Genomic DNA, 13491 nt, shown 5'->3' on the forward strand with positions numbered 1-13491 from the left:
CCACCATGTCTGACAACACTCCGATCCTTGAACTTCAAAATGTCGACAAGAGCTTTGGTCCGATCGACGTACTGCACGACATCTCGCTCAAGGTCCGTGCGGGCGAGGTGCTCTGCCTGCTCGGCGACAATGGCGCTGGTAAGTCGACGCTCATCAAGACGCTTGCGGGGGTACACAAACCGACGCGCGGCACCATCCTGATGGACGGCAAGCCCGTCGAATTCAGCGGACCGCGCGATGCGCAGGAAAAGGGCATCTCGACGGTGCACCAGTTCGGGGGCACCTTTCCGCTGATGTCGATTGGCCGCTCCTTCTTTGTAGGAGTCGAACCGACCAAGGGCTGGGGCCCGTTCAAGATCTATGACCGCAAGACGGCCAACGAGATTGCCGTCAAGGCCGTTCAGGACTTCGGAATCACCCGTATAGAGGATGGCGATCGTCTTGTCGGGGGGCTCTCGGGGGGCGAACGCCAGTCATTGGCCATCGCCCGTGCCGTGCATTTCGGGGCCCGTGTGCTGATCCTTGACGAACCGACCGCCGCTCTCGGCGTGAAACAGGCGGCGCATGTGCTGCGGATCGTGAATGAGGCGAAGCGACGTGGCCTGGCGGTGATTTTTATCACCCATCAGGTCATGCATGCGATGGCGGTTGGTGACCACTTCGCCGTGCTCATCCGCGGGGCGATCGCCGCTGATTTCCGCAGGGGTGAAAAGACCCGTGAGGAGATTACCGACTTGATGGCGGGCGGGGAAACCATGGCGGACCTCTCGGCTCAAATCGAAACCTACATGGCAAGCCACGAGGGGCATCCGCCGCCGCCAGCCCAGTAATCGCTGACGCCACCACAAACGAAATTGCGCAATGCGCCAGCTTCGACAGCGCCTGAAAAGACCGCCGTTGGAGGAGGGAGAATTGCGTCCGGAATCTGGAGGTCAAAATGAAGATTGCACTCGACCCGTTCATGCATCGGCATCTCTCGCTTGAGGAGTTGCCCAGCAAGGTCAAGAAACTCGGCTACGATTGGATCGAGCTTTCGCCTCGCGGCGATTTCCTCGAATGGTTCAAGGCGCCGCGCGTTTTCCCCAACCGCATCAAGTCGTTCAAGAAGGCACTTTCTGATGCCAATGTCGGCATCGCCTCGCTGCTGCCGATGTACCGCTGGGCCTCTAACGACGAGACCGAGCGACAGGCTGCGGTAAAACACTGGAAGCGCGCCATCGAGATCGCCGTCGAACTGGGCGTCGACACGATGAACTCGGAGTTCGGTCGCGGTCCGCATCCCGACAAAGGCTCGTGCTACTGCTGCCACACCGGCTCCATGATCGAGGCCTGCGAGGACGCCTGGTGGCGATCGATGGAAGAGCTGGTGCCGGTCTTCGAGCGCGAGGGCATCGCGCTTCATGTCGAGCCCCATCCCGAAGATTGGTGCGAGACGCTGCAGCCCGCCCTCGACATTATCCGCACGGTGAATTCGAAGAACGTCAAGTTCCTCTACTGCGCGCCGCATACGTTCTACTTCGGCGACGACACCAAGGCGATGCTGCGCGAGGCAGCGGATGTGCTCGCGCACATTCACGTGGGCGACACCTTCAACCACAAAGCGTCTTCAGGCCTGCGCTACATTCTCAATCCTCCCGGCACGCAGGCGCGGGTGCACCAGCATCTGAATATCGGGCAGGGGGAGGTGCCCTGGGACGACTTCTTCGCCACCCTGGCCGAGGTGGGCTTCGACGGCATCATGACGGCCTGCGTCTTCGCCTGGGAAGACAAGGCGGATCATTCCGGCACATTCATGCGCACCGAGATGCAGCGCTACATCGACAAGTACTGGGGCGCGAAATGACCCTGAGAGTTGGTGTCATCGGCACGGGCATGATCGGTCAGGACCACATCCGTCGCCTGACCCAAGTGCTCTCGGCTGTCGAAGTCGTCGCGGTGAGCGATATCGACGGGGCACGCGCCGCCGCGGTCGCGCCTGAAGGAGCCGAGATCTTCGCTACGGCGGGTGATCTGATCCGGTCCGAGACGGTCGAGGCGGTGGTCATCTGCTCCTGGGGGCCCGCCCATGAAGAGCAGCTTCTCGACTGCATCGCCGCCGGCAAACCTGTCTTCTGCGAAAAGCCGCTGGTCACCACCGCGGCCGCAGCACTCAGGGTTATGGAGGCCGAGGTGGCCTTTGGCCGGCGCCTGGTCCAGGTGGGCTTCATGCGCCGCTTCGATGCCGACTACCGCCGCCTCAAGGCGACGCTGGACGCTGGCATCCTCGGCGCGCCGCTGATGTTCCATTCGACCCACCGCAACGCGGCAGTTCCCGAGGGGCTCTATACCTCGGAGATGCCGCTCAACGACACGCTCGTCCATGACGCCGACATTTCGCGCTGGCTTCTGAAGGACGAGGTGACGGGGGTCGAGGTCCGCGTGCCTCGCCGCTCGCGCCGTGGCAATGACCTGCGCGATCCGGTCATGGTGCTTCTGCACATGGGCTCCGGTGCGCTGGTCGATGTCGAGATCTCGGTAAACATCACCTACGGCTACGACATACGCGGCGAGGTGAGCTGCGAGGAAGGCACGGCGAGCCTGCCGCTTCGTCCGGCGACCGTCATCCGCGACATCCATGGCGTCCGCCACATGGTACCCGCGGATTGGCGCGAGCGCTTCATCGAGGCCTATGACCAGGAGTTCCGCGAGTGGACAGCCGCGGCAGGGCAGGGGACGGCGACCGGCCCCTCCACCTGGGACGGCTATGCCGCCACGCTCGTCGCCGATGCTGCGCTCCGTGCCGTGGAAACGGGCGCACTCGAGCCCGTTCGCATGTGCGAACGACCGTCACTCTACGCTGGAGGCCGCACGGTAACCAATGTCTCCGGGCGCGCCCCGACAATCAAAAAGACAACGTCCTGAAAGGTTCAAATAATGTTGAATGGAGAAAGACTGATCGAACGGCCGCTCCGCTGGGGCATGGTCGGCGGCGGCCGTACCGGGCAGGTGGGCTACAAGCACCGGACCGGGGCGCTGCGTGACGGTGCCTATCGGCTGGTGTGCGGCGCGTTCGATCTCGACTCCGAGCGAGGCCGCGATTTCGGCGTGAATCTCGGGGTCGAGGCGGACCGCTGCTATGCCGATTACAAGGAACTGATCGCCAAGGAGACGGCGCGCGAGGACGGCGTCGAGGTCGTCTCGATCGCCACGCCAAATTTCACCCATTACGAAATCACCAAGGCATGCCTGGAAGCGGGTCTGCATGTGATCTGCGAGAAGCCGCTGTTCTTCACAGTTTCCGAATGCGAAGAGGTGGCGAAGCTCGCCGAAGAAAAGGGCCTGATCGTCGGCGTGACCTACGGCTTCACCGGTCATCCGCTGGTTCACCAGATGGCCGCCATGGTCAAGAAGGGCATGCTCGGCGACATCCGTATCGTCGACATGCAGTATACCCATGGCTTCAACTCGGGCGACGACGTCGGTGCCGGCGAGGCTGTGAAATGGCGCACCAACCCCAAGACCGCCGGCCCGACCTTCGTGCTCGGCGATATCGGCACGCATCTCTATTATCTTTCCGAGATCGTCCTGCCGCATCTGAAGATCGAGAAGCTGCTTTGCGACCGCAAGGCCTTCATCCCGACGCGGGCGCCGCTTGAAGACCATGCAACCGTTCTCATGCATTACGACAATGGCGCCCGCGGCCGTCTCTGGGTGTCTTCCGTAAACGCCGGCAACATGGGTTCGCAGCGCTACCGCTTCGTCGGCTCGAAGGCTTCGATCGAATGGTCCGACAGCCATCCCGATCAGTTGATCTACGAAGTGCAGGGCGAGCCGAACCGCACTCTGCATCACGGCATGCCCTATCTCGAGGAAGAGAGCCTCGCCGTCGATCGCATGGGCGCGCTGCATACCGAAGGCCTCGGCGACAGCTGGGCCAATATCTATCTGTGGATCGCGCAAGCGATCGACGCGAAGAATCGCGCCAACGAAGCCTTCCTGAAGACCCACCACTATCCGGGCATCAAGGCCGGGACGGAAGGTGTCCGCTGGCTGGAGAACTGCGTCCGCTCGGCTGACGCCGGCTCCGCCTGGGTTGATTTCGAATAAGTTCCTCCCCGCCTGGGGGCGCTTTCCGGCGCCCCCCTTTTTTGGACAGAGACAAACATGAAACTTTCAATCTGCACCGATGTGATGGGAGATCTCTCCTTCACCGATATGCTCGACAAATGCGTCAAACTCGGCGTCGAGGGCATCGAGATGACCGGCGGCGGTTGGTCGCGCGCACCGCATTTCCGCGCCGACGAGCTCCTGGCCGATAAGGGGCTCCTGAGGTCCAAGCTCACGGAAATCGAAGCGCGCGGCTTGGAGATCGCCGCGCTTAACTGCTCGGCCAACCCGCTTGATCCGGGCGATATGGGCAAGCGTCACCGCAAAGAGATGGAGCAGACCATCCGTCTCGCCGGCGAGATCGGCGTGAAGACCATCGTGACGATGTCCGGCCTGCCGGAAGCGACACCGGGCGACATGGTCCCCAACTGGCTCGTTTACACCAAGAGCTGGCCCGACGAGATGCCAGAGCGCGATCGCTACCAATGGGAAGACCGTGCTTTCCCGCTGTGGCACGATCTGGTGAAGCTCGCCAAGGAGGCCGGCGTCGAAAAATACGCGCTCGAAAACTTCTCGGCCATGCTCGTGTGGAACCCCGAGACCCTTTTCCGCCTGCGCAATGAAGTCGGCCCAACGGTCGGCATGAATCTCGATCCCTCGCATCTGATGTGGATGGGCGCCGATCCGATCGCCTCCGCCCGCGCGCTGGGCGATGCGATCCACCATTGCCACGGCAAGGACACCCGCATCGAGCGGGGACTTGCAGATGTGAACGGCCTTCTCGAACTGAAGGATGTGACCGACGTCGCCAACCGCAGCTGGAACTACGTTGCTGTCGGGGCGGGCCGTGATCTGCAATGGTGGAAGGAGTTCTTCTCCGTCGTCCGCATGTGCGGCTACAACGGCTGGGTCAGCCTCGAGATGGAAGATTTCACCATGTCTACAGAGGCCGGCATCCAGTCCTCCATCGACGCCCTCCAGGCAACGATCAGCCGCTGAGAGCCTTTCGCGCGGGCAGGCGGCTGCCCGCGCCCGCCGCTTCGGTCCGGCCCATCGAGGCCGGCCGCGGCGGCTTGATCACCATCGAACAGGAACGGGACACGAACAGCGGCTCCATTCTCGACGACCCGTGGCCAGCCGGCCGTTTCTGAAAACGCACGGCATTTTGAGGACAGAGCATGACCAAATCATTGGACGTTATCACGATCGGTCGCGCGGGGGTTGACCTCTATGGGGCGCAGATCGGAGGACGCCTCGAGGATATGGGATCCTTCGAGAAGTATATCGGCGGCAGCCCGACCAACATTGCTTGCGGAGCGGCGCGTCTCGGCTTGAGGTCGGCGCTCATCACCCGGGTGGGCGACGAGCATATGGGGCGGTTCATCCGCGAGGAGTTGGCGCGGCACGGGGTCGAGACGCGCGGCGTCGCGACCGATCCCGAACGGCTGACGGCGCTCGTTATCCTCGGCATCCGCGACGAGGAGCGCTTTCCGCTCATTTTCTACCGCGAGAACTGCGCGGATATGGCGCTCTGCGAAGCGGACATCGACGAAGCGCTCATTGCGTCGGCGCGCTCCGTGCTCGTAACCGGCACCCATTTGTCGAATTCACGCACCGAGGCCGCGGTTTTCAAGGCGCTCAATCTTGCCCGCAAGCACGGGGCAAAGACCGCGCTCGACATCGACTACCGTCCAAACCTCTGGGGCGTGGCCGGGCATGATGACGGCGAGAGCCGGTTCGTCGAGAGCGGCGCGGTGACGGCGAAGCTCCAGTCCACGCTGCATCTCTTCGATCTGATCGTCGGCACGGAAGAAGAGTTTCACATTGCAGGCGGGACTACCGATACGGTGGCCGCGCTGCGCGCCGTGCGCGCCGTCTCGGCCGCCACGCTCGTCTGCAAGCGGGGGGCCAGGGGCGCGGTCGCCTTCGAGACGGAGATCCCGGACAGTCTCGACGAAGGCGTCTCCGGCGAGGGCTTTGCAGTCGAGGTCTTCAATGTCCTGGGGGCGGGCGACGGCTTCTTTTCGGGGCTCCTGAAGGGCTGGCTCGACGGGGAGGACTGGCCCACTGCGCTGAAATACGCGAACGCCTGCGGAGCCTTTGCGGTATCGCGTCACGGCTGCACGCCGGCCTACCCCTCGCTCGAAGAGCTGAACTTCTTCCTGAAACGCGGCATGTCGCGGGCCGACCTCAGGAACGATGCCGAACTCGAACAGATGCACTGGTCGACCAACAGGCACGGCGACTGGCCGGAGATGCGGGTCTTCGCCTTCGACCACCGGATGCAGCTCGAGTCGCTTGCCGGCTACACGCCCTCCAAGGGCGGGGCCTTCAAGGAGCTCTGCCTCCAGGCAGCGCTTCGTGTGCAGAACGGGCGTCCCGGTTACGGTATCCTCTGCGACGACCGGATCGGGCGGCGGGCGCTGCATGCGGCCTCCGGCACGGGCCTTTGGATCGGGCGACCCTGTGAATGGCCGGGCTCGCGGCCGCTTAACCTCGAGCCCGCGCTTGGTCCCGATTGCGGCGGGCTTTCCGAATGGGCGCGCGAGAACGTGGTCAAGGTGCTGTGCTTCTGCCATCCCGATGACGCGCCCGCCATATGGGCGACGCAGCTGGCGGAGGTCAAGCGGCTCTTTACCGCCGCCCGTCGCAACAAGCTGGAGTTCCTGCTGGAGATCATTCCCTCGAAGGTGGGGCCTGTTGCTTCCGACACCGTCGCCACGCTTATCCGGCGCTTTTATGCCGAAGGGATTTATCCGGACTGGTGGAAGCTGGAGCCGATGGAAGAGGCAAACGCCTGGACGAGCGTCTGCGCGGCCATTGAGGAACGCGACCCCTACACCCGCGGCATCGTCGTCCTGGGCCTCGATGCGCCGGAATCGGTGCTCAAGGCCAGCTTCGCGGTGGCGGCGCGTTTTCCGCTCGTCAAAGGTTTTGCCGTCGGCCGCACGATCTTTGGCTCGGTCGCACGTGACTGGTTCGAGGGGCGGCAGAGCGATGAGGGTGCTGTGGAAGAGATGATTGCAAGATACGCGCGTCTTTGCGCCCTCTGGGATGAGGCGCGCACATCTGCGCAGGAGGCAGCGGCATGAACATGAAAACGATCCGACTGACGGCGGCGCAGGCCATGGTGAAATGGCTCTCGGTGCAAATGACCGAGGACGGCGAGCGCTTCATCGACGGCGTCTGGGCGATCTTCGGCCACGGCAACGTGGCCGGGCTCGGCGAAGCGCTGCATGGGATCGGCGAGGCGCTGCCGACCTGGCGCGGGCAGAACGAGCAGACGATGGCCCATGCGGCGATAGCCTATGCGAAAACGCTGAAGCGCACCCGAGCCCAGGCGGTCACCTCCTCCATCGGGCCCGGTGCCACGAACATGGTGACCGCCTGCACGCTTGCCCACGTAAACCGGCTGCCGGTGCTATTCATTCCCGGGGACGTGTTTGCCAACCGCCGCCCCGATCCGGTGCTGCAACAGGTGGAGGATTTCGGCGACGCAACGGTCAGCGCCAATGACTGCTTCCGCCCGGTCTCGGCCTATTTCGACCGAATCATGCGGCCCGAGCATCTCCTGACCTGTTTGCCGCGGGCGCTCGCGACGATGACCGATCCGGCTATCTGCGGCCCGGTCACGCTCGCCTTCTGCCAGGATGTGCAGGCCGAGGACTATGATTACCCAGTGGCGTTCTTCGAGCCGAGGGTCTGGCGCATCCGCCGCCCAGAGCCCGATCCGCGCGAGGTCGCGGATCTTGCCGAAGTGATCCGGGCGGCGAAGCGCCCGGTGATCATCTCGGGTGGCGGGGTGATCTATTCCCGGGCGGAGGCGGACCTCATCGCCTTTGCCGAGGCGCACAACATTCCTTTCGTCGAGACGCAGGCGGGAAAGGGAGCGAACAGTTGGGACCATCCGCTGAACTTCGGCTCACCCGGGGTGACGGGCTCGACCTCGGCCAATGCGCTCTGCGCCGAGGCGGATCTGGTGATGGGCGTCGGGACGCGCTTCCAGGATTTTACCACTGGCAGCTGGGCGCTGTTTCGCAACGCCGCCCGCCGGCTCATGTCGATCAATCTTGCCGGGCATGATGCGACGAAGCACGGGGCTCTGCCCTGTGTCGGCGATGCCAAAGTCACGCTGGCGCGGCTGAGCGCGGCGCTTGGTGAATATCGCGCGCCCGCTTTCGACGCCCAGAGGCGCCTGGATTGGCATGCGACGGTCACACGCGTGACGGCGGCGCCGGAGGCAGCCGGGGCGGGCAATCTGCCGTCGGACGCGCAGGTGATCGGCGCGGTGCAGCGGGTGGCAACCGAAAAGACCGTGGTCATGTGCGCGGCCGGCACGATGCCCGGCGCGCTGCAGGTGCTCTGGCAAGCGGCCGCCGGCGGCTACCACATGGAATACGGCTATTCCTGCATGGGTTACGAGGTAGCAGGGGCCATGGGCATCAAGCTCGCCCGCCCGGACAAGGAGGTGATCTGCTTTGTCGGTGACGGCTCCTACATGATGGCGAATTCGGAGCTTGCCACCGCCGTGATGCGCCGCGTGCCATTCACCGTAGTGCTCACCGACAATCGCGGCTACGGTTGCATCAACCGGCTGCAGATCGAATGCGGCGGGGCGGAGTTCAACAACATGTACAAGGATTCCAATGTCGAGGTGCAGCCCGAGATAGACTTCGTCGCTCATGCCGCGGCAATGGGAGCGCATGCCGAGAAGGTGGGCTCGATCACGGAGCTCGAAGCACGGATCGTAGCGGCGCGTGGACGGACTATCCCGAGCGTGATCGTCATTGACACGGACGCTGTACCCGGCACCGGTGCGGGGGGGCACTGGTGGGACGTCGCCGTCCCGCAAGCCGGCGGTCCGGAGCGGCTTGAACGCGCCCGGGCGCACTACAATCAGAACGCTGCCAATCAGCGGACGTTCGATTGAGGGAGAGGAATAGATGGTCGATCTGCTGCGCAAACCCTTCGGCAACCACGGCAAAGTCCACGAAATTTCGCCGCAATCGGCAGGTTGGCGCTATGTGGGCTTCTCGCTCTATCGCCTGCGCGCCGGCGAGCAAGCGGCCGAGGTCACGGGCGACAGGGAGGTGATCCTCGTGATGGTCGAGGGGAAGGCGGCCTTCACCGTAGCGGGTCAGGACTGGGGTGTGCTTGGCGAGCGGATGGATGTCTTCGAGAAGATCCCGCCGCATGGCCTGTACGTGCCGAACGGCTCGGACTGGCGGGCGGTCGCGGAAACCGGGTGTACAATTGCGGTGTGCTCGGCTCCGGGCACCGGCGGCCATCCGGCGCGGCGGATCGGGCCGGACGGAATTACGCTCACCGAGCGCGGAAAATGGACGAATACGCGTTATATCAACAACATAGCCATGGAGGCGGAGGACTATTGCGATAGCGTTCTGGTCACCGAGGTCTTCACCCCCGCGGGCCACTGGTCGTCCTATCCGAGCCACCGCCATGACGAAGACGACTTCCCGCGCATCACTTATCTCGAGGAGACCTATTACCACCGGCTCAATCCCGCCTCCGGCTTTGGGATCCAACGGGTCTACACCGATGACGGGCTACTTGACGAAACCATGGCAGTGAAGAACCACGACGTGGTGCTGGTGCCGCGCGGCCACCACCCCTGCGGTGCGCCCTACGGCTTCGAGATGTATTACCTCAATGTCATGGCTGGCCCGGTACGCAAATGGCGCTTCATTGCAGCCCCCGAGGTTGAATGGATCATGGAACGAGACGCGAAATGATTCGTCGCGCGCTCAACCAGAAGACCGCCTGTCAGCTTTCCTACGAGGGCTTCCTCGATCTGGCAAAGGACCTCGGTTGCGTGGGCGTCGAGGCCCGCAACGATCTCGGGCGGCCATTCTTCGACGGAATCGCACCCCGCCAGGCCGGCGACATGGCGCGCGCAAGGGGCCTCCGGCTCCTGGGTCTGAGCGAGGTCTATCCGTTCAACGACTGGTCAGACGTGCGTGCGGCTTCTATTCAGGGTCTCATCGATACCGCAGAGGCATGTCGTGCGGAGACGATCAGTCTCATTCCACGCGTGGACGGGACAGGAACCGAGAACGGACTGCGGCAGAGGGTGCTGCGCGACGTTATGCGAGAGATCCTGCCCCTGCTGGAGGGACGCAAAGTCCTCGCTCTGATAGAGCCCATCGGATTTTCCACCTCGTCGCTTAGGGACAAGGCCGAGCTTGTCGAGGCAATCGAGGCGGTGGGCGGTCCGACCAAGTTCAAGCTGGTGCACGACACGTTCCAGCATGCGCTCGCCGGTGGCGGCCCGATCTTCCCCGATTACACCGCGCTGGTCCATATCTCGGGAATCTCCGATCCGCTTCCGCCGCTGGACGAACGGCTCGACGCACACCGCATGCTCGTCGATGAACGGGATCGCTGCGATACTTCCGGCCAGATCAAGGCCTTTCTTGAAGCCGGATATGCCGGCACATTTTCCTTCGAATGCACCGATTCAAGTGTTCAGCGGAGTCCCACGCTGGCAAAGGACATTGCCGGTTCATTCGAATTCGTCGAGGACGATTTGGCGTCGAAATGAACGGTGAGATGGGCCTGGGAAGCAACTGATGATAGCGGCGCTGTGCTTCCCACAAAGGCACTCCGACGCTTCAGATCCGCCTATCGATGCGCTGGAAGCGTTACAACGAAGCAGGCGCCCCCGCCCGGTGGGGATTCGTAACGGACGGCGCCTCCGTGGCGCTCGGCAATCTGGCGCACCAGCGCCAGCCCCAAGCCCCAGCCGCCCGCGGCCTCGCTGCGTCCCGAGGGCCGGTAGAACGGCTCGAAAACACGGGCACCCTCGCTATCGGGTATGCCTGGTCCGTGGTCGCGGATCCTGAGTTCCACGGTACTGCTTGCCTGCGCGACGGTGGCTGAAACAGGCGGGCCGCCATGGCGCAGCGCGTTGTGCATGAGATTGCGCACCAGCCTGCCGAGCAGGCGTGCATCGCCCGTGACCGTCGCGGCAGTGCCGGAGACATCGACGCCGTTGCGGGCCCCTTCTTCCGAGACCAGGGCCAGAAAGTCGACCGGCTCGGGCGCGTCGAGCTTCTCGACATGGTCGAGCCTGCTCGCCAGCAGGATTTCCTCGACCAGCGTGTCCAGTTCGGCGAGGTTGCGGACGATCTCCTCCTTGCGGTTGTCGTCCGGCGCCTGCTCATAGAGGTCGATTGCCATGCGCAGGCGCGCAAGCGGTGAACGCAATTCGTGGCTGGCATTGGCGAGAAGAGCGCGGTGCGACTTGATCAGCCGTTCGACATGATCGGCGGCCTTGTTGAAGCTCTTCGCCACTGCCGCCACCTCGTCGCTGCCATTCGCCGGCACGCGGGCGACGAAATCGCCGCGACCCCAGGCATCGACGCCGGCGCGTAGCCGCTCCAGCCGGCGCGTCAGGTGACGCACCACCGGATAGGCGGCGAGCCCGATGACGCCGGCGATCAAGGCCAAGTAGGCGAGCGGATTGCGAGCCGACGGACGGAAAGGCCGCGCCATGCGCGCGGCCACTGCGCGACCGTCGGGCAACTCGGCCATCATGGTGTGAACGTCGCCTCCGTCGCGGCGCCAGCGCCGCTCGAGAATGTCGCGGGGGAGCGGCCGGCCGGCGCTGGCGATCAGCCTGCCGCTCGGATCATATACTGCAATGTCGGCATCGAAGGCCCGTGAAAACCGCTCCAGCGTCGCCTCGACCGACCGGCGGTCCATGTCTGACGGAATCAGCGCGGCGACGAACCGCGCCCGCTGGGTTTGCCAACTCAAATCCTCCTCGCCCTGTCCCAGCCAAACGAAGGCCGCGCTGGCGATGGCGACCGCGGCAAGGCTCGCCAGCAGCGTTAGGTAGATTTTCAGGAACAGCCGGCTGCGCATCGCTCTATCTCTCGTCATCCTGGAAGCGGGCGAAGACATAGCCGGCACCGCGTACGGTGATGATGCGCCTCGGGTGCTTGGGATCGTTCTCGATGGCTGACCGGATGCGCGAGACGTGGACGTCGATCGAGCGGTCGAAGGCTTCCAGTTCCTCGCCCTTGACGGTGTCCATCAACTGCTCGCGCGACAGCGTTCGGCCGGCATTTTCGGCAAGCGCCACAAGCAGGTCGAACTGGTAGCTGGTCAGCGCACATTCGCGGCCGTCGATCCTGACCGAGCGAGATCCCGGATCGATCTCCAGCCGTCCGAAGCGAAAGGTCCGCGAAACCGCCGCGCTGCCGTTGCGGCGGCGCAGAATCGCCTTCAGCCGCGCCAGCAGTTCGCGCGGATTGAACGGTTTGGGCAGATAGTCGTCGGCTCCGAGTTCCAGACCGACGATGCGATCTGTCTCTTCGCCTTTGGCCGTAAGCATCAGGATCGGTACGTCCGAGACCGCCCGTATGCGCCGGCAGGTTTCGAAGCCGTCAAGGTCCGGCAGCATGACGTCGAGGATCACGACGTCCGGCGCACGCCGGCCGAGGTCGGTGAGCCCAGCCGTGGCCGTCGCCGCGGTATGGACGGTGTAGCCGTTTCCGGAGAGATAGTCGGCAAGCATGGCGGACAGGCGCATGTCGTCGTCAACAATCAACACCCGTTCTGCCATCTATTGTGCTCCGATCAGCTGGCTAAAGCGCGTCGCGTAGCTACCTAACGCGCTTTGGGTCTTTGCGTTCTATGCATGTCGCTCAAAACCGCTGCTCACTTTTGAGCGACATGCAGTAGCCGACTCAGTCTTACCACCGGCCGCAGCCCCTGCGCTCCTTCAAATGCTCGACGAGCTGGGTGCGCTGCTCCGGCGTCAGCACTTCAGCGGCCTCGAGGAGCGCAGTCGTCATCTTGCGCGAGGCCTCGTCGATCGCCGCGATGCGTTCGCTGCGCAGTTTCTCGGCGGCGGCGCGGTCGATGGTCGCCGCGCCGAGGAGTTCGATAACCTCCTCGCGCGTCTCGCGGAAGTCCCGCAAGGTCGGTCTGACATCGGTGCGCGCCTTGTCGATGATCTCCCAAAGCTTGTCTTCCTGCTCAGGCGTCGCATCAAGTTCGTCAAGCATGGAGCCGATCCGCCGTTCCATGAAACCACCACCTCCCATATGCGCGTGCATCACATGGCCGCCCATGCCGAAACGGCCCATGCCGAAGCCGAAATCGTCGTTGCGCGCGGCTGCAAAACCGACCGCGCTGACGACACCGACTGCTGCGAGGCCGCCGATCGCGGCGCGCCGTCCCCATCCTTTCGAAGCGGGTTGGCCGGTGGTCGGGCTCGACAGGTTCTTGTCCTCGTTTTCCATAGTCAGTCTCCTTTCACTCCGCAGCACCTGCTGCAATGGAGGAGAGCCTAACCGGGTAACGTTTCGAGCCTTCCGGGTGAACGTAAAGAAATGTGAAGCCATAGCGTTGGCGTCGCGGCCGCTCAGCATCACT

Annotated in this window: 12 protein-coding genes; 9 read left to right on the forward strand and 3 right to left on the reverse strand. The window is 63.8% G+C overall.

Translation table 11 applies throughout. The features are described from left to right. Positions 1 to 5: 5 nt before the first annotated feature. The 9 genes from USDA257_RS12420 to USDA257_RS12460 all read left to right on the forward strand — a co-directional run bounded on the left by USDA257_RS12420 (position 6) and on the right by USDA257_RS12460 (position 10648). A complete protein-coding gene (locus tag USDA257_RS12420) occupies positions 6 to 830 on the forward strand; it encodes an ATP-binding cassette domain-containing protein (RefSeq protein WP_014763307.1) in 825 nt (274 codons plus the stop codon). Positions 831 to 937: 107 nt separating this feature from the next. Then, the gene (locus USDA257_RS12425; protein ID WP_014763308.1) at positions 938 to 1843 is read left to right on the forward strand and encodes a sugar phosphate isomerase/epimerase family protein; all 906 of its coding nucleotides are present in this window, start codon (positions 938 to 940) and stop codon (positions 1841 to 1843) included. Continuing rightward, positions 1840 to 2901 carry a Gfo/Idh/MocA family oxidoreductase gene (locus USDA257_RS12430; protein WP_014763309.1) on the forward strand — a complete coding sequence of 354 codons (1062 nt, stop codon included), beginning with the start codon at positions 1840 to 1842 and terminating at the stop codon, positions 2899 to 2901. Before USDA257_RS12425 ends, USDA257_RS12430 begins: the two co-directional genes overlap by 4 nt. A 12-nt stretch (positions 2902 to 2913) precedes the next feature. Further along, positions 2914 to 4086 (forward strand): Gfo/Idh/MocA family protein, encoded by a 1173-nt coding sequence (locus USDA257_RS12435; protein WP_014763310.1) that lies wholly within the window; start codon positions 2914 to 2916, stop codon positions 4084 to 4086. Between the two features lie 57 nt (positions 4087 to 4143). Next, a complete protein-coding gene (locus USDA257_RS12440; RefSeq protein WP_014763311.1) occupies positions 4144 to 5085 on the forward strand; it encodes a sugar phosphate isomerase/epimerase family protein in 942 nt (313 codons plus the stop codon). Positions 5086 to 5264: 179 nt separating this feature from the next. Beyond that, positions 5265 to 7178 (forward strand): bifunctional 5-dehydro-2-deoxygluconokinase/5-dehydro-2-deoxyphosphogluconate aldolase, encoded by a 1914-nt coding sequence (locus USDA257_RS12445; protein ID WP_014763313.1) that lies wholly within the window; start codon positions 5265 to 5267, stop codon positions 7176 to 7178. Next, positions 7175 to 9016, forward strand: a complete 1842-nt coding sequence (gene iolD / locus USDA257_RS12450; RefSeq protein WP_014763314.1) for a 3D-(3,5/4)-trihydroxycyclohexane-1,2-dione acylhydrolase (decyclizing) — start codon at positions 7175 to 7177, stop codon at positions 9014 to 9016. Before USDA257_RS12445 ends, iolD begins: the two co-directional genes overlap by 4 nt. 13 nt (positions 9017 to 9029) lie before the next feature. Continuing rightward, positions 9030 to 9839, forward strand: coding sequence for a 5-deoxy-glucuronate isomerase (gene iolB, locus USDA257_RS12455; RefSeq protein WP_014763315.1), 810 nt, complete (start codon positions 9030 to 9032; stop codon positions 9837 to 9839). After that, positions 9836 to 10648: a TIM barrel protein gene (locus tag USDA257_RS12460; RefSeq protein WP_041414149.1), complete on the forward strand. Its 813-nt coding sequence runs from the start codon at positions 9836 to 9838 to the stop codon at positions 10646 to 10648. Before iolB ends, USDA257_RS12460 begins: the two co-directional genes overlap by 4 nt. Before the next feature lie 80 nt (positions 10649 to 10728). On the opposite strand, the gene USDA257_RS12465 is transcribed toward USDA257_RS12460, so the two are convergent. The 3 genes from USDA257_RS12465 to USDA257_RS12475 form a co-directional block, all read right to left on the reverse strand. Beyond that, entirely contained in the window at positions 10729 to 11973 is a 1245-nt protein-coding gene (locus tag USDA257_RS12465) for a sensor histidine kinase (protein WP_041414150.1), read from the reverse strand. A 4-nt stretch (positions 11974 to 11977) separates the two neighbouring features. Continuing rightward, complete coding sequence (locus USDA257_RS12470) at positions 11978 to 12676, reverse strand: response regulator (protein WP_014763318.1); 699 nt, start codon at positions 12674 to 12676, stop codon at positions 11978 to 11980. Between the two features lie 130 nt (positions 12677 to 12806). Beyond that, complete coding sequence (locus USDA257_RS12475; protein WP_014763319.1) at positions 12807 to 13358, reverse strand: Spy/CpxP family protein refolding chaperone; 552 nt, start codon at positions 13356 to 13358, stop codon at positions 12807 to 12809. Positions 13359 to 13491: the final 133 nt, after the last annotated feature.

It is taken from the genome of Sinorhizobium fredii USDA 257, assembly GCF_000265205.3.
Lineage (GTDB): Bacteria > Pseudomonadota > Alphaproteobacteria > Rhizobiales > Rhizobiaceae > Sinorhizobium > Sinorhizobium fredii_B.

Bases quoted from the DNA above. Each gene is read 5' to 3' on its own strand.
- iolD (WP_014763314.1), top strand. From the start codon at position 7,175: ATGAACATGAAAACGATCCGACTGACGGCGGCGCAGGCCATGGTGAAA.
- USDA257_RS12470 (WP_014763318.1), bottom strand. From the start codon at position 12,676: ATGGCAGAACGGGTGTTGATTGTTGACGACGACATGCGCCTGTCCGCC.
- USDA257_RS12435 (WP_014763310.1), top strand. From the start codon at position 2,914: ATGTTGAATGGAGAAAGACTGATCGAACGGCCGCTCCGCTGGGGCATG.
- USDA257_RS12425 (WP_014763308.1), top strand. From the start codon at position 938: ATGAAGATTGCACTCGACCCGTTCATGCATCGGCATCTCTCGCTTGAG.
- USDA257_RS12440 (WP_014763311.1), top strand. From the start codon at position 4,144: ATGAAACTTTCAATCTGCACCGATGTGATGGGAGATCTCTCCTTCACC.
- iolB (WP_014763315.1), top strand. From the start codon at position 9,030: ATGGTCGATCTGCTGCGCAAACCCTTCGGCAACCACGGCAAAGTCCAC.
- USDA257_RS12460 (WP_041414149.1), top strand. From the start codon at position 9,836: ATGATTCGTCGCGCGCTCAACCAGAAGACCGCCTGTCAGCTTTCCTAC.
- USDA257_RS12465 (WP_041414150.1), bottom strand. From the start codon at position 11,973: ATGCGCAGCCGGCTGTTCCTGAAAATCTACCTAACGCTGCTGGCGAGC.
- USDA257_RS12445 (WP_014763313.1), top strand. From the start codon at position 5,265: ATGACCAAATCATTGGACGTTATCACGATCGGTCGCGCGGGGGTTGAC.
- USDA257_RS12475 (WP_014763319.1), bottom strand. From the start codon at position 13,358: ATGGAAAACGAGGACAAGAACCTGTCGAGCCCGACCACCGGCCAACCC.
- USDA257_RS12430 (WP_014763309.1), top strand. From the start codon at position 1,840: ATGACCCTGAGAGTTGGTGTCATCGGCACGGGCATGATCGGTCAGGAC.
- USDA257_RS12420 (WP_014763307.1), top strand. From the start codon at position 6: ATGTCTGACAACACTCCGATCCTTGAACTTCAAAATGTCGACAAGAGC.